The sequence below is a fragment of the Peribacillus sp. NPDC096448 genome (genome assembly GCF_044762675.1).
Classification (GTDB): domain Bacteria; phylum Bacillota; class Bacilli; order Bacillales; family DSM-1321; genus Peribacillus; species Peribacillus frigoritolerans_B.
On the sequence record NZ_JBIWEU010000012.1, the window covers coordinates 67,736 to 83,742 of the forward strand.

Genomic DNA, 16,007 nt, shown 5'->3' on the forward strand with positions numbered 1-16,007 from the left:
TAAAGGTATCAAAAATGCATTCAAACTGCCTTCTGATGGTATGATCCATTCTTACTTAATAACCTGGCGATCAGCTCATTATCCATGTTAGGGAAGACAGGGATTTTATACATGCATGTCAAATATTACATGCTCTTTACAACGGGTCAGGTTTAGCTTCCAAATAACAAAACTAAAGCTCTATTCAGATATGCTTATCATTCAACCGCCCATCCCCCCTGCCGAACCTTTAGACTTTCACTTCAAACTCTTTAACGTAGACAGCATTCCCGGTGATTTCAATATCATATGTGTCATCGTTTTTGGTAGCCGTAACGTGAACTCTGCCATCCTTTCCGATTTCATGTCCTTGTTCGATTAACAGTTGCACCTCATCTTCAAGATCATCCTTTATGTATTTTGCATAATAAGCGCCCATTACACCTGAAGCCGTTCCTGTAACCGGGTCTTCAAGCGTACCCGAAAATGGCGAGGAAAAATGCCGGGCATGGATATGGGCATCCTGATCGTACGTTTCCAGGCAAAAGGGATGAACGGAAGCTCTTGGCATTTCCTTTAATATTTGTGGAAACAGGTTATTGTTCGCCTTCATCTTTTTGAATGCATTGCGGTCTTTTATCGGAATCAGTAAAGTCCATAAACCTGTACTTCCATAAATAATAGGCAATTCCGCTTCTAGATCTTCTATATCAAGTCCGAGGGAACTGGCTAAGCCAACTTTATCTCCGTTAAACGCTTCATCGTAATATATATATCAAGATCCGCCGTCGTATGGATCTTGATTGGCAATATTCCCGCTCCTGTTTCAATCATCAGCTCATCTTTATTCAACAATCCCCTGGTCTTCAGTGCATGGATGGTGGCCATTGTCGCGTGTCCGCAAAGGTTCATTTCGTGCCCCGGTGTAAAATAACGGATTCTAAGATCGGCAATATCGGACTCCATGGGAAAAGCGGTTTCATTGAACCCGACCTTCATCGCTATAACCTGCATTTCCTTTTCCGTCAGTCCATCCGCATCTAAAACCACACCTGCCGGATTTCCTTTATTCGGTTTACTGCTGAACGCATCGTAATGAAAAACCCTTACCGTTTTCAAATCTAACATCTCCTATTAAATGAATGGTGCTTCTCTTGAATAGTAATTCTATATCTCTATCAATATCCCTTTTTCGTCCTTATTAAGTGAAACAACCATTGCCGACCCCACAGGCGCTTGCTTTGATGAGGCTTGGCAGACAGCCGGCGGAAAGGGAGCGGATCTCTGAAATCAGCTGCAACCTAATAAAAAAACTGCAGGCAAACTCGGATTTCTTAGAGTTTGCCTGCAGTCTGAAACGACTTTCGGCCCCCAAGGGACCATTAATTCATTTGAGATTTATGCCATTTCCACGCACTTTCAATGATTTCTTCCAAATCTATTGATGCTTTCCAACCAAGTTCTTCATATATCTTATTGGCCGAAGCTACCAGGCGGGCTGGATCTCCAGGGCGACGGTCTGCATACTCTACAGTCGGTTTAACTCCTGTGACTTTTTCGCAAGTGTCGATTACATCCTTAACCGAAAACCCTTTTCCATTCCCAAGATTGTAGATGGCCGTATCCTTCTTCCCGGATAATAGGGCTTGAAGCGCGATTATATGAGCTTGGGCTAAATCCGTTACATGGATATAATCGCGAATGCAAGTGCCATCTTCTGTATCATAGTCCGTTCCAAACACGGAAATCTTCTCACGTTGACCTAATAAATGCTGTAAAATGATAGGAATCAGGTGTGTTTCCGGATCATGGCTTTCACCGATTTCTGCTGACGCATGTGCTCCGGCCGCATTAAAGTAACGCAAGACGACATAATGGAGTCCATATGCATTTGCAAAGTCCCCTAAGATTTGCTCTACCATCAATTTTGAGCGGCCATATGGGTTAATCGGATTGGTTGGCTGATCTTCATCAATCATATCCACATTTGGTATCCCGTACGTAGCTGCCGTTGATGAAAAAATGAAATTCTTAACATCATGCTTGAGCATGGTATTCAACAATGTAAGAGTGGCACCTACATTATTATCATAATATTTATAAGGATCTTGAACAGACTCCCCGACCAAGCTATTGGCGGCAAAGTGCATAACAGCTTTAATGGGATATTTAAGGAATATTTCATTCAAGACCGCTTCATCCCCTAAATTCCCTTCCACCAAGATGGCCTTCGAATCGACCAGCGAACGAAATCCAGTTGAGAGATTATCCAGAATGACAACCTCTTCAGTTTTCACTAACTCTTTTACAAGATGACTTCCAATATATCCTGCACCGCCAACGACCAAAATCATATAGAATTTCCCCTTTTACTTTAAGCTTAAATGAATCATAACCAATTCCGCAACCTATATATGTGAGGCTCTATTAATAGAACCTCCCTCATTTTATAAGCATTTATTGAAGGTTTCCATGGCCAATCCATTATATTGGGTGTAATCAAACTTCGCTAGTTTAGGATTATCATTATTAACCATGGTAGATAAGCCCTTTTCCAGTCCATCTATGCTATTTTCGACAAGTAAACCATATTTACCGTTTTCCAAAACGGTTCGGTTAGCCACAATATCCGTAGCCATGATTTTCATTCCTAACGTCATGGCCTCCAATAAAACCATAGGCTGCCCTTCATAATGTGAGGAAAGAACGAAGCAGTCACATTTTTCCATGAACGAAAATGGATTTTCAAGCTGGCCCAAAAGATGAATGGAATGATTTAAGTCCAGCTCATCAATGATTGCCTGCAAATCTTCCTTTAAAGGTCCTTGTCCTAAAATATACAGTTTACTATTTTTGTGTTTCTCATGAAAGCCTGCGAATGCACGAATCAAATTATCTTGCCCTTTTTCAGGAGATAACCTTCCCATATTGACAAAGTTAAAATCATTTTTATCAGGATATGGAACGAACTGATCATTCACTTCCAATCCATGGACCTCTTGTACGATTAACGCCTGTTTATCGATCCAGCCTATAGATATCCCACCCAATAATATATGGGCATAAGTACCAAGTTGAGTAACCGCTTCTTTATCGAATTCCACAATCCGGCCATTAAAGGTTGGCCCATTTTCCAAGACCATGGCATCTTGCAGTCCATAAGGCTTATCCCAAATATGATAATCGCCCAAGTTAATTTCGGCAGTGCCGCGCACTTCCCGTTCCTTTAACAGGATTGGCTCTTCTATGATTTCGAATGCCCCCGTATTTAACCAGCCTATTTTCTTATTATCGATTTCGAAAAGGTAATAGCCGCCTTTGTTGGTTCTGTTATACTTTATGATTCGGACGATTTGCCCTTCAAAATCGATTGCCTTGCTCACTCTTTTAGCCTTGTAGTTCGGATATGCCTTCGTCCAGATTGTATGATCTTCCGGGTTAGCTATTTTTCCGTACTTCTGATTGCCGGTGTTTATTTCCTTCAGCGTTCTATTCTCGATCTTATCAATGAACTTTTTATTGTTTTTATAGTTTCTCGATATTATATACTTTCTTTTCATCATGATTTGCAGCTTGTCATTAAAGCTCATGTCTTCATTGATTGTACAATGTTCAAGGATGGATAAAGCAGCATTATCTATCCAGCCTATTATCTTGTCTTTTACAGATATTCTGCTATAAATCGAATGCTGGGTTTTTGCTTCCCTATCAACTTTTACAATGACCCCTTTAAAATCATGACTGCCGGAAACTTTGTACGTTCCTTCAACTTTATACGGCAGGGACCAAATATAGTTCGATCGAGGTCTTACTAACCTTGCAATTTTATCCACTTCTTTTTCATAAATGATGCTGTCTGGCAGCAGCTCCACAGCTTCTTCACTAATCCAGCCTATTATTTGATTGTCATGGCTGAATTTGTAAAAAGTCTTTTGATCAGCATGGGCTTTTCTCGAAATCACGATTTCAGCACCTTCAAATCGTTCTTCCAATGGAAATTGAGCGGCATTCGAAATTCCCGGAAGGGTATTCCAAACAGGGTTATCCTTGACATCCCATAATATCGCCCTTGCTTTGAAGTTTTCTGTGATCATTGCCTTTTCATCATTTTCGATAACTTCAGGTTCATTTGACTCGATTTGAAGGATTTTATCCGGGTTGATAGAATTCATTACAAAATCAAATTTATCGAAGTCTGCATACTCCAATAGATTCTTTCGGTTTAATTCCATCGTTCCCTCAGAAACGCTTACCAGTTTATCAAATCGATTGTATACCGAAAATATCCCTCTTAGATTAATACGGTGAGGTCTCTTTCCGTTAATGATGCGCTCACTATCAGAAAGCAAATCATTATGCATATAGCAAACTTTCTTTTTTGCATCTGCCGCCAGCAGGTATTTCGCCCAATAATGGCTATAACCGCTAAAATCGATAACAAAATCAAACTTTGTTTTGCCGAATAAACGTGCATGCTCCCTAATATAGGCATTTTCCGGGTAAAGCTTCTTCCCTAAGAAACCTCTTTCCCCTCTGTTATGGATGAATTTATCTTTGTAGACTTCCAAAATTTTATACACAGGCAAGCCTGGTTTGAATAGAAAACGCACATTCTTATTAACCTTGCCCATATTTTTCAAAACCTCGTACGAGTGAGGAGTGGCAGTGAAACAGCTGACATCATATTTATCATAATCAATATTATTCATTAAGTTAAGGAAAGAGGATGTAATCCCGTTATCCCTCAAACCGCCTGGATAAATTAATATTTTTTCCTTTGCGGAATCCAGCCCGGTAATTGTGTTCAGTTGTTTCGTAGACTTATTGAAAATATTTTTGACTATTCTCTCCGTTACTTTTCCATCCTCATGGTTCGTGAATTTTTCCTGCATTTTTTTATATTTATCGGAATATCTCAATTTCACATTTTTAATGTCTTTAATGGCTAGCGCCAATTCTTTTGAGTTAAAAAGCATTGGTCCCGGAAGTTCATCATTTTGGAGATATTGTCCCCTTTGCTCTGCATAAACGTCCGTATCCCAAGTGTAAAATAGAATTGGCTTATCGGTAACAAGGTAATCAAAGAAAATGCTGGAATAATCCGTGATAAGCAAATCGACTGCAGCAAGCAATTCATTTGTATCCACATGGTCTGGTATTAGCCGATCCTTGATTTCCGAATGCTTGGCCGCTTCTTTATATAGAAATGGATGCACCTTAATAAATAGGTTATATTGTTCACCGATTTGACTTTGTAAATAATTAATATCTGCAATGATTTGAAGAAGATCGTTATCTACCTTGGCCAGGTTCGTCCCCTTCCAGGTCGGGGCATATAAAATATTTTCCTTAGCATCACTGATTTTCAAACCCAGGGTCCTTAGATAATCCTTATACTCCCCCGGATCCGTATTGAGCGTCAAATCGATCCTCGGATATCCTTCTTCTATTATTTCACCTTTATACAATCCATTTAACTTATAGCTATGTGTAAATATGTTCGTAGTATGGGCATTAGGGCTCAAAATGAAATCTGCACTCAAAAAGTTCCTGACGACGTTTTGAGAGACCGAAGGGTTACCGGGTATATCAAAGCCCATATTCTTAAGGGGCGTTCCATGCCAGGTATTGATGTAAACTTGATCGCTTTTAGGGATGAAGAAAGACTGGAATGTGGAATTATTGATTAAATACTCACTTGTTGCCAACCACTTTAAATATTCCTTTGAATTACGCTGAACAAATTGAACATTCGGCATATCCTTATACTTCGCTATTACACCTGAGAGGACACTGAAATCCTGGATGGACCAAATGTGCATAAAATCTTGATAGTCCTGATTTTCCAGCATATATTTAAACATCGCGTATGGACTGTCAGTCATACTGTTACCATCACGGCTCTCATATAGAATCGTGTTTTTTTGAATTTTTAATTTCTCATAATACTTTGCATATCTATTTACACGCTGATGATTTTCCTTTAATAGGAAATTAACAATAGGCTGTTTAAGGAAATCGACTTTTCTTTTTATTACCTTCTTATTCACTAAATAGGCATCCCCTTTTATGGATTTATATTCACCATTCAAAATTATGTTTGCATTTCATTAACCAAAAATAACAACTATGAATGATCAATAGTTGGAGATTTTTTATAAATAATTACTCTATTAAATTAAAAGATCATTTGTCCACTGCCTTGTGCAGTTCGAGGATATTTTCCATTACTTTTATAATGTCTTCTCTTAAATCGGGACGTTGCAGGGCAAATTCAATTGTCGTTTTCACAAAGCCATCGACAACTCCGACATCATAGCGTTTTCCTTCAAAATCGTAAGCAAAGACACTTTGGATTTCATTCAGTTTTTGGATGGCATCCGTTAACTGGATTTCTCCGCCAGCCCCTGTTTCCTGCTTGGCCAGGAAATCGAATATTTCCGGAGTCAGTATGTATCTTCCCATGATGGCTAAGTTGGATGGTGCCGTTCCTTGTTTTGGTTTTTCGACGAAACGGTTCACTTCGTATCTTCTGCCCTCTTGCGTAAGCGGGTCAATGATGCCATATCTATGTGTTTCGCTCTCATTCACCGGCTGCACACCAATGATGGACGAACCTGTCGCATCATATTCGTTGATTAATTGACGCAGGGAGGGCACATCGCTTTCTACGATATCATCGCCTAAAAGGACGGCAAATGGCTCATCACCAATAAAGTTACGAGCACACCAAACAGCATGTCCGAGGCCTCTCGGTTCTTTTTGCCTAATGTAATGGATATTAGCCAAATTGGATGGGTATCGCACCTTCTCCAATAAATCGAATTTCCCTTTTTCACTCAAGTTATTCTCTAGTTCGTAAGCATTATCAAAATGATCTTCTATCGCTCGTTTATTCTTTCCTGTGACAATGATTATATCTTCAATTCCCGCTTTCACGGCTTCTTCTATAATATATTGAATAGTAGGTTTATCGACAATTGGCAGCATTTCTTTAGGCATGGCCTTCGTTGCGGGCAAGAATCTAGTTCCCAATCCCGCTGCAGGTATAATGGCCTTTTTAACTTTTTTCATATTTGTAACTCCTTCATATTAGGATAAATCAACAAAAAAAACCATTTTTTTCTGAATCATCCTTTTCATAGTAACATAGACTCGTTTTTTGTAAATATATTAACAGAAAAAATTCCTTCATTTGTAAACACATCCATAATATTTAAGGCCTTTCCCTGACATTTGAGGAAAAGGCCTTATTTTTCTTAATTACAGCTCATAGATCTAAAGACTTATCCATTCAGCACTATTGATCATCTCATCCCTTCAATTTCCGCTCGGCTTCCTCCTTATTGGTGCCCACCGTTCGCGCCGCTTTGATCCTCATATTGATCTTTCAGCGATGAATGATACAGAGAGTCTGCGCAAAACGATTTCAGAAGTTACTATCATAAAAAAAGACGTCACCCCAGAGGAGAGACGTCACTAAATTATTCAGCTTCGGCAACAACGGTAAAGCGTTGGTTGATGTGCTGCGGATTTTCAATTTCATCAAGTACTGCAAGGGCAAAATCGGCATAACTTACATAGCTTTCACCCTTTGAGTTTACAAGCAGATTGTCTTTACCCAATTTATATCGACCTGTTCTATTTCCTTGCGGATCAAAGAAGGCGGAAGGACTGATGAACGTCCATTGGATGCCCGTGGCGTTTTGCAGATCTCCAAGGTTCTTGGATTGATTATACGCTGTTGCAAAGTATTCTTTAGGGAACTCAGGCGTATCCAGTACACGGATCGTTTTTGCCTCGTCAACGAAAAGGCTTCCAGCTCCGCCAACAACAATCAGTTTCGTTTGAGGAGCCCCTTTCATTGCCTCAATCAAGGTTTTTCCTGCATCGACATGCAGATGTTCTTTCCCTGGAGCAGCGCCAAAGGCATTCACTACCACATCGAATTCTTTAATATCTTCCGCTTTCAGATCGAATACGTCTTTTTCCAGTACGGATGCTCCTTGAATTTGGACTTTAGCTTCATCCCTGACAATGGCCGTAACTTCATGTCCCCTAGTCAATGCTTCCTTTAAAATCAGACTTCCAGCTTTTCCGCTCGCACCAATAATACCGATTTTCATTTTAAATTCCTCCTATATTGTTTTTGAAATATTAGTTGTAACTAAATTACTTACATGTAATAATATAAGTTACAGGTTGCCTTTTTGTCAACTATATTATTTAGAGCGAAGTTTCGCAGATATATTGCTGATTTCGCAGATATATCCGGAGTTTTCGGAGATATTTCCTGACTTTCGTCGATATAATCCAATTTTCGGAGATATATTGCTGATTTTTTCATCCGTTATAAATAAAAAAGCACCATTCCTTTTAGAATGGTGCGCTTAATTACATGCTGATTTTCTTTTTCATTAGCAGTGCCATGCAGATTGTGATGAGAGTAAAGGCGATAAAGGACAAAAACGGAATCGTGATGAATCCTAGCCAATTTATATACTCACCTGAGCAGGGAACACCGCTTTGGCACATTTCGAAATGCTGTAGTGCAGGAATTTTTTGCAGACTATAGTGATACCCTGACACCAACATGCCCAAAATCGATAATGGGAGGATGTATCGATGGATTTTCAGGTCCTGTTCATAAAATGCCCGGCCCAATAAGATAACGAGCGGGTACATCAAGATCCTTTGATACCAACAAAAGGTACAGGGTACATAATGGAGAATCTCACTAAAGTAGAGACTTCCAGCAGTGGCGATGATGGACAGGATCCAAGAAAATAATAGTGGCTTGTTCATCACTATTTCTCCTTCGCTGCATCATCAACCATTTTAACTAAATCATCGATTGTATTTCCTTCAAACTTCTTGCCATTGACAAATAAGGAAGGAGTTCCAGTAACGCCCAATTCGTCGGCCAACTCCATATCCTTGTTCCATTGGTCCTCGGACTTTTCGGCTTTAAAAGAGGTAACGACCTTTTTCACATCTTTGTCGGTTGCGATTTCTTTCAATGTTTCTTCTAAGAATTTGTCCGTAAAGACATCTTCCTTTTCATATTTCAGGTCATCTGGCTGCTTATCGAACAAAAGCTCATGGAATTTCCAAAAGGTCTCATTTCCCAATTCCTGATAAACACTTTCCGCGAATTTAGCGGATCTGGTTGAATCGACGTTAATGAACGAATAATTCATGAAATAAAATTGCGCTTTTCCCGTTTCAATCAATTCACTTTGTATAGAAGGGAAGAATTGCTCCTCGAATGTCTTGCAGACTGGACATTTATAATCCCCAAATTCCACTATTTGGACAGGAGCCGATTTTTCTCCCAAATAAGGTTGTGATTTATAATCGATTTCATTAACGGCGGTATCTTCGTCTTTCCCATTTGCTAAAAATATAAAGCCAATAATGATTACAGCGATTAACCCGATGATCCAAAACGTGAATGCAGAAGATTGTTTTTGATTACCCTTTTTTTTATTAGCCATCATATACCTCCATCACTTGTAGTTGTGTCGCTATTCCTTATCCAGCCATAGCGGCCGATTTCAGTTCCCCCTTCCTGTACCTTTCACCTGTAACTGATTCATTTACACGTTATAATATAAGTTTCACCATGCTTGTTTGTCAATTACACATACCTTTTATTTTTGACTTTGAAGAAACGGCGTGGCTTGACAAGGAAACGTTTAATGGATAAATATTATTCTTACAGGCCATTATAACTTGTAACCACTTGAATTACATGTTAAATAATTTATACTATATAGGAATAGAGATTTTAAAGGAGAGAAAAAAGAGATGTCCATCAGTACCCGCTTTTCCGTAGGAATCCATATATTATCTCTTTTAGAAATAAACAAAGAAGGCGTTAACACTTCCGATTTTATTGCAAAAAGTGTAAACACCAACCCAGCCTTAATCAGAAAAATCACCGGCATGCTGAAGAATGCAGGTTTAGTGAATGTTCGGCCGGGTATCGCCGGAGCGACATTGGCCAAGGAATTATCGGATATCGCTTTGCTCGATGTTTATCACGCTGTCAACGTTGTCTCCGATAAAGAATTATTTGGAATCCATGAAAATCCTAATCCAGCATGCACTGTTGGAAGAAATATACAAGATACAATAGAGCCCATCTTTTCAGTTGCTGAACTTGCCTTGGAAAAGGCGTTGGGAGTGGTGACGATCGAGGATGTCGTCAAGGGGATTCTGGAAAAGGATAAAACTAAATAACAAAAAAACACATGAGCCGGGCTCATGTGTTTTTTCCTGTTTCCTTATTTATACTTAGGAACCTCTATCGTCAATTTATAGGAATCTAATAAACTATATAAATTATAAATCTGTTTCACTTGTTTTGTTGCCCAGCCAATATCAGTCGCATACTGGTGTGTTGCATATCCATATTTCTCTGCAGCTGTAGGATTCCATCTCATTTTATAAAGCGTGTCCTGTCCAGAAGAGATATACCCTTTGGCGATGAATTCGGCACCGCCTATGATGGCCGCTTCCGGAGTGAACCAGCCTGCATTATAGGCGTATTGAGCGCCGCTGCTTAGCGCCGTTCCGTCAAATGCTCCGACTCCATACATATTATAGACCGTTTTCCCGTTCACCTTTACGCCAGTCGCTAATGGTGAGGTGCCATTCCCGGTCTCCAGCAAAGCGTGTGAAATCAGGTAGATTTCATTTACCCCATATTTTTCCCCTGCCGCAGTGAAGGTTGCAGCTTGGCCTTGTAGTATCCCTTTACCTGAAAGGATTCTATTATTCACTTCAGAAACGTTCATGCTGGTGACTTGGGAGAGCTTGACGAATTGGAATGAATTTACTGGATCATTCACAAAATTATTCGGGTTAAGATTATATTCTATTTCTTCCGGACTGGCATTTACCCATGTCTTGTTATAGTCCACCTCATACCAATAGTATCCGTCAGAGCCCCTTACTTTTGATTTAATATTCAATGATTGGTTATTGCTGACAGGACCGACTACCCAATAATTAGAACCGGCTCCGCCCCTGACACGCCATCCGGTTCCTTTAACTGTACCTTTTGTTGAATTGATTAAAGATAATCCATCTTCACGTATGTAGGTCTTATACTTCTTATCCGTTTGACCATTAACGGCCATTTGAATTTCAACCATCTTTTCCATCGTAAGATTATACTCTTTATCGATCCTGATTATCGATCCATTCGAACTTCCCGGACCTTCCGCTGCTTTGGCCGTTAAATATTGCGTACTGACATATCCGGTTTTTCCATTGGCCGTGACTCTTGACCAGCCATTAGACTCTGAATACACCGTTACGGCCGTATTGTTTACAAGCTTGGTTATAATTGAAGCGGAAGCAGATGCTGCAGACCGCATATTCAGACTCGAGCCATCATTCACACTTACATATTTAACTAATGTGTTTTCTTCTCCATCTGGATTCAGCCCCGGTACAGAACCAGGCTTCGTTGCAGATAGATATTTCGTACTGACATAACCTTCTCCGCCATACGCTTTAACTTTTGACCAGCCATTTGATTCCGAGATGACTTCAACCTCTACACCCCTTGCCAATTTCACAATGACGGAAGCATTATCTGACGGTTTATTCCGCATATTCAATGAACCCGAACTGACATTTACATATTTCATCGTCGTTTTTTCAGGTATGGATGGTTTGGAGTCCGCTCCAGGCTTTGTCGTGGAAAGATAGTCAGTGCTGACATACCCATCCTTCCCATTTGCCTTGATTTTCGCCCATCCATTGGATTCCGAATAGACCGTCACTTCCGTTCCTTTTGACAGCTTTGCGACTATGCCCGCGCTATCCGACCCGCTTTTTCGCATATTGAGCGTTCCAGAGCTTACGTTTACATATTTCGTCGTCGTTTTTTCAGGCGTGACTGCCGTTGAACCCGTTCCCGGTTTTGTTGTCGATAGATATTTGGTGCTGACATGTCCGTCTTTTCCATTGGCTTTGACCTTGGCCCAGCCTTTGGATTCCGAATAGACCGTCACTTTCGTTCCTTTTGACAGCTTTGCGACTACGCTCGCGCTTTCCGATCCGCTTTTTCGCATATTGAGCGTTCCAGAGATCACGTTTACATATTTTGTCGTCGTTTTTTCAGGCGTGGCCGTCGATCCCGATCCCGGCTTTGAAGCAGACAGATATTTGGTGTTGACATATCCGTCTTTTCCATTGGCTTTGACTTTCGCCCAACCATTGGATTCCGAATACACCGTCACTTTCGTTCCTTTTGAAAGTATGGCGACTATGCTTGCGGTAGCTTTTCCACTTTTTCGCATATTGAGTGATCCCGTGTTCACGTTCACATATTTCGTCGTCGTTTTTGCAGGTGTGACTGCCGTTGATCCCGACCCTGGCTTTGAAGCAGACAGATATTTATTGCTGACATATCCATCCTTTCCATTGGCTTTGACTTTCGACCAGCCATTGGATTCCGAATACACCGTCACTTTCGTCCCTTTTGAAAGGATGGCAACTATGCTTGCGGTAGCTTTTCCACTTTTTCGCATATTGAGTGAACCCATGCTCACATTCACATATTTCGTTGTCGTTTTAACTGTCGCCTCAGCTTTGGTTACTGTTCCAGGCTTCGTTGCCGATAGATACTTCGTGCTGACATATCCATCCTTTCCATTGGCCTTGATTTTCGCCCAGCCTTTGGATTCCGAATACACCGTGACCTGTGTGCCTCTTGTCAGCTTTGCGACTATGCTTGCACTATCACTACCGCTTTTTCGCATATTAAGTGAACCTGTGCTCACATTCACATATTTTGTTGTCGTTTTAACGGCCGCCGAAGCTTTTTTTGCCGCTCCTGGCTTCGTTGCCGATAGATACTTGGCACTGACATATCCTTCTTTTCCATTGGCCTTGACCTTTGCCCAGCCTTTGGATTCCGAATACACCGTCACCTGTGTGCCCCTTGTCAGCTTCGCGACTAAGCCTGCACTATCACTACCGCTTTTTCGCATATTAAGTGAACCTGTGCTCACATTCACATATTTCGTTGTCGTTTTAATGGTCACAGCAGTTTTCGTTAAAGTCCCTGGCTTCGTTGCCGATAAATACTTGGTACTGACATATCCTTCTTTTCCATTGGCTTTGATCTTCGCCCAGCCTTTGGATTCCGAATACACCGTGACCTGTGTGCCATTTGCCAGCTTTGCAACTATGCTTGCACCTTCCGTCCCGTTTTTTCTCATATTGAGCGATCCGGAATTCACCTGCACAAACATGACGTTTTCAATATTGGCCTGTTCCGCATGTAGTGGAGCTGCAGATATTTTTTCTTCGAAAGCAACTGTAGACAACACTGCAAAACAGAAAGTTGGTATAATTAATTTCTTCATCTCATTCTCCCTACTAAAGAATTATATTTTTAACATTTATTTAAATATCGGTTAAAATCAGTATAATAATATAGGTAAATATGCTCATTCATCTAAAATATATCATATTCCTTTAGATCTACAGGGAGATAAAGGTGATTGTAACATAATAGTAAACTAATAGACATTTATGTAATTAAATAGAAATATTCGCAATGAACCTTATACGCCAAGCAAATGATGAATATAAAATATATTGATATAATTAATTACCACTCAAATTAATGCTAATGAGACGAGCATCTTTCTGCCTAAACCGAATATATATAAAGGGTAAGCACACGATCCTTATATTTGACGGAACGAGGCAATAACCTATATAATTACTGTATATAACTTATAAGAATCCTTCTGTTAAGGGGAGTAGCTATACAATAAAGTCGTCAGTACAGGATGGAATCCTCGGCTTTATTGGCAACTGATTTTAGTTGTTTGCAAGACCTTGCCGATTATTTGGTGAGGTCTTTTAATTTTTTAAAAGACGGTATAACCAATAATCGGTTATACCGTCTTTTTCGATTCGAAAAAATTGCACAATAGAGGTGAAAAGTATGCAGAACTATAATGAATTAGCTCAAAGCGTTAAGATTTCCGATGATAAAAAACATATATTGCTCGATGCCGACCCATCTTTATCACTGATCGGAAAAGGCCGAAGCGCATATGTATTCCGAATACATTCCACCAATAAGGCGCTAAAAGTGTTTTTCCCGGATCATACTCACACAGCTAAAGTTGAAGCTGAAATATACAAAACCGTCCAATCCATCGAATACTATCCAACCCTATATGATGCGGGGGTAAATTACCTGGTTATAGATCACATTGAAGGCAACACTCTTTTTGAATGTTTAACATTGGGAATCCCGATAACAGAAGAAAACATTGCGGAGATAGACCATGCGCTGCAATTGGCAAGGAAAGAGGGATTGAATCCTTCGGATATCCATTTACGAAACATCTTCATAACTTCTGAAAAAAAGGTGAAGATCATTGACGTTGCAAGGTTTAAGCAAGTGAAATCCTGCAATCAGTGGCACGACTTGAAAAGCGCTTTTCACCTTTTCTATTCGAAGTCATTTTTTCCGAAGAAGATCCCCAGCTTCATACTGAATTCCATTGCAGCGATTTATAAAAAAAGATTTCTGCCCATCTGATCCTTACTATAAAAAAATCACATTGGAGGCACACATATGAAAAAAATAATGACCTTTGCGCTGCTGTCCATCCTTACATTAAGCGGATGCTCAGCTTTAGAAGAAGTCAATTCATCCTTGGAGTATGCAGATAATGCGACGGAGTATGTAAATACCGTTAAGGATTTTGCCAATGAGGTGCCCGCAATGTCACAGGACGCCGTCACGAATGCAGAAGCAAGAGCAAATCTTGAAAAAGAACTGGAATTGATGAAAACGGAGATTGAAGAATTCGATGCAACTGAACCACCCCAAATCGCTGAAGGCATCCATGAGAAGATCGTCAGCTCAAATCAACAGCTTTCAGATGGAATTGAATTATATCTGAATAATATTGAAAAGGGCCAAATTGACCCTAAGGCATTGGATGATTCAGAGATGATGAAATCAATCGATAATATAACTAACTTGGCAAAACAAATTGAAGAGTTGGGTAATTAAGCGTCCTGCAATGAATAAAAAGGAATCGCATGAAACAAATTATTGACATGAAACCAAAAGGTTTTATATAATTGAAAAAGCGAAACCAATTGGTTTCATATTTTCAATTAAAAAGGAGAAACAGTATGGAAAATACATTACAGGATATCAAGAAGACAATTATTCTTGAAGCACCTATCCAAAAAGTTTGGGATACAGTTTCGACTGCAGAGGGCATAGCTTCATGGTTCATGCCAAATGATTTTCAACCGAAAGTGGGACATGAGTTCCATGTGCAATCACCCTTCGGTCCATCTCCTTGTAAGGTAACGGAGTTAGATGCTCCTCATCGTCTTTCATTCAGTTGGGATACGGACGGTTGGTTCATTTCCTTCATTTTAAAAGAACTGGATGACAAAACGGAGTTCACCCTTATTCATGGTGGCTGGAAAGAGCCTGAAACGATTCTTCCGAAACCGAACGAAAAAAGCTCAGTGATTCGCGATAGAATGAATCATGGCTGGGAGCAGATCGTTAATCAAGGTCTTAAAAAGGCTGTTGAGTGCTAAGTGTCTGCATCAGAAAAACATGATGTATTTCAAGCTATAGCCGACCCGACCCGCCGAAAGGTCCTGCAATTGCTTGCTGAAGGGGATTTACCCATTTCAGAAATCACTTCTCACTTTTCCATGAGCCGTACAGCGATTGCCAAGCATCTTCATATCCTTTCTGAAGCTGAATTGGTCAGTGGCCGGAAGGTAGGAAGGGAGAAACGCTTTCGGCTTCAGCCGGAACCTTTAGCGGAATTGAAACAGTGGCTTTCTTTTTACGATCAATACTGGGATAACAAATTATCCATCCTTAAACATGTGATTGAAAATTCCGGCGAAAATGGATTGAAAGTCATCGAAGCAGAAAAGGACACGGATGAACCATTATAATGAGAAAACCCCCGGCGCATTGCACCGGGGGTTTTCTCATTTGT

At 40.2% G+C, this 16,007-nt stretch carries 12 protein-coding genes and 1 pseudogene; 5 read left to right on the forward strand and 8 right to left on the reverse strand.

Annotated elements, in window-relative coordinates; genetic code table 11:
- Positions 1 to 229: 229 nt before the first annotated feature.
- The 7 genes and pseudogenes from ACIQ0C_RS19680 to ACIQ0C_RS19710 all read right to left on the reverse strand — a co-directional run bounded on the left by ACIQ0C_RS19680 (position 230) and on the right by ACIQ0C_RS19710 (position 9,476).
- Positions 230 to 1,098, reverse strand: a pseudogene (locus tag ACIQ0C_RS19680) (PhzF family phenazine biosynthesis protein).
- Between the two features lie 263 nt (positions 1,099 to 1,361).
- The gene (gene galE / locus ACIQ0C_RS19685) at positions 1,362 to 2,333 is read right to left on the reverse strand and encodes a UDP-glucose 4-epimerase GalE (protein ID WP_402840439.1); all 972 of its coding nucleotides are present in this window, start codon (positions 2,331 to 2,333) and stop codon (positions 1,362 to 1,364) included.
- A gap of 93 nt (positions 2,334 to 2,426) precedes the next feature.
- Complete coding sequence (locus ACIQ0C_RS19690) at positions 2,427 to 6,029, reverse strand: CDP-glycerol glycerophosphotransferase family protein (protein WP_403063033.1); 3,603 nt, start codon at positions 6,027 to 6,029, stop codon at positions 2,427 to 2,429.
- Between the two features lie 136 nt (positions 6,030 to 6,165).
- Positions 6,166 to 7,053, reverse strand: coding sequence for a UTP--glucose-1-phosphate uridylyltransferase GalU (gene galU, locus ACIQ0C_RS19695; RefSeq protein ID WP_402840445.1), 888 nt, complete (start codon positions 7,051 to 7,053; stop codon positions 6,166 to 6,168).
- Between the two features lie 410 nt (positions 7,054 to 7,463).
- The gene (locus ACIQ0C_RS19700; protein ID WP_402840448.1) at positions 7,464 to 8,105 is read right to left on the reverse strand and encodes an NAD(P)-dependent oxidoreductase; all 642 of its coding nucleotides are present in this window, start codon (positions 8,103 to 8,105) and stop codon (positions 7,464 to 7,466) included.
- A 268-nt stretch (positions 8,106 to 8,373) separates the two neighbouring features.
- Positions 8,374 to 8,784 (reverse strand): disulfide oxidoreductase, encoded by a 411-nt coding sequence (locus tag ACIQ0C_RS19705; RefSeq protein ID WP_402840451.1) that lies wholly within the window; start codon positions 8,782 to 8,784, stop codon positions 8,374 to 8,376.
- Between the two features lie 2 nt (positions 8,785 to 8,786).
- A complete protein-coding gene (locus ACIQ0C_RS19710) occupies positions 8,787 to 9,476 on the reverse strand; it encodes a DsbA family protein (RefSeq protein ID WP_403063036.1) in 690 nt (229 codons plus the stop codon).
- 313 nt (positions 9,477 to 9,789) lie between these two features.
- On the opposite strand from ACIQ0C_RS19710, the gene ACIQ0C_RS19715 reads away from it, so the two are divergent.
- Positions 9,790 to 10,224, forward strand: a complete 435-nt coding sequence (locus tag ACIQ0C_RS19715; protein ID WP_403063039.1) for an Rrf2 family transcriptional regulator — start codon at positions 9,790 to 9,792, stop codon at positions 10,222 to 10,224.
- A gap of 44 nt (positions 10,225 to 10,268) precedes the next feature.
- On the opposite strand, the gene ACIQ0C_RS19720 is transcribed toward ACIQ0C_RS19715, so the two are convergent.
- Positions 10,269 to 13,367: an SH3 domain-containing protein gene (locus tag ACIQ0C_RS19720; RefSeq protein ID WP_403063042.1), complete on the reverse strand. Its 3,099-nt coding sequence runs from the start codon at positions 13,365 to 13,367 to the stop codon at positions 10,269 to 10,271.
- 590 nt (positions 13,368 to 13,957) lie between these two features.
- Between ACIQ0C_RS19720 and ACIQ0C_RS19725 the strand changes: the two genes are divergently transcribed.
- The 4 genes from ACIQ0C_RS19725 to ACIQ0C_RS19740 all read left to right on the forward strand — a co-directional run bounded on the left by ACIQ0C_RS19725 (position 13,958) and on the right by ACIQ0C_RS19740 (position 15,963).
- Positions 13,958 to 14,563: a protein kinase family protein gene (locus tag ACIQ0C_RS19725; protein ID WP_101224808.1), complete on the forward strand. Its 606-nt coding sequence runs from the start codon at positions 13,958 to 13,960 to the stop codon at positions 14,561 to 14,563.
- A 36-nt stretch (positions 14,564 to 14,599) separates the two neighbouring features.
- Complete coding sequence (locus ACIQ0C_RS19730; protein WP_403063045.1) at positions 14,600 to 15,043, forward strand: DUF6376 family protein; 444 nt, start codon at positions 14,600 to 14,602, stop codon at positions 15,041 to 15,043.
- A gap of 125 nt (positions 15,044 to 15,168) precedes the next feature.
- On the forward strand, positions 15,169 to 15,591 hold the full coding sequence (locus ACIQ0C_RS19735; protein WP_403063048.1) for an SRPBCC family protein: 423 nt from the start codon (positions 15,169 to 15,171) through the stop codon (positions 15,589 to 15,591).
- On the forward strand, positions 15,592 to 15,963 hold the full coding sequence (locus ACIQ0C_RS19740; protein WP_403063051.1) for an ArsR/SmtB family transcription factor: 372 nt from the start codon (positions 15,592 to 15,594) through the stop codon (positions 15,961 to 15,963). It begins immediately after the preceding gene.
- Positions 15,964 to 16,007 lie beyond the last annotated feature (44 nt).

What these genes read in the sequence shown, in the direction of transcription:
- ACIQ0C_RS19705 (WP_402840451.1), bottom strand. Translation starts at nt 8,784, where the DNA reads ATGAACAAGCCACTATTATTTTCTTGGATCCTGTCCATCATCGCCACT.
- ACIQ0C_RS19725 (WP_101224808.1), top strand. Translation starts at nt 13,958, where the DNA reads ATGCAGAACTATAATGAATTAGCTCAAAGCGTTAAGATTTCCGATGAT.
- ACIQ0C_RS19715 (WP_403063039.1), top strand. Translation starts at nt 9,790, where the DNA reads ATGTCCATCAGTACCCGCTTTTCCGTAGGAATCCATATATTATCTCTT.
- galU (WP_402840445.1), bottom strand. Translation starts at nt 7,053, where the DNA reads ATGAAAAAAGTTAAAAAGGCCATTATACCTGCAGCGGGATTGGGAACT.
- ACIQ0C_RS19720 (WP_403063042.1), bottom strand. Translation starts at nt 13,367, where the DNA reads ATGAAGAAATTAATTATACCAACTTTCTGTTTTGCAGTGTTGTCTACA.
- ACIQ0C_RS19700 (WP_402840448.1), bottom strand. Translation starts at nt 8,105, where the DNA reads ATGAAAATCGGTATTATTGGTGCGAGCGGAAAAGCTGGAAGTCTGATT.
- galE (WP_402840439.1), bottom strand. Translation starts at nt 2,333, where the DNA reads ATGATTTTGGTCGTTGGCGGTGCAGGATATATTGGAAGTCATCTTGTA.
- ACIQ0C_RS19730 (WP_403063045.1), top strand. Translation starts at nt 14,600, where the DNA reads ATGAAAAAAATAATGACCTTTGCGCTGCTGTCCATCCTTACATTAAGC.
- ACIQ0C_RS19710 (WP_403063036.1), bottom strand. Translation starts at nt 9,476, where the DNA reads ATGGCTAATAAAAAAAAGGGTAATCAAAAACAATCTTCTGCATTCACG.
- ACIQ0C_RS19735 (WP_403063048.1), top strand. Translation starts at nt 15,169, where the DNA reads ATGGAAAATACATTACAGGATATCAAGAAGACAATTATTCTTGAAGCA.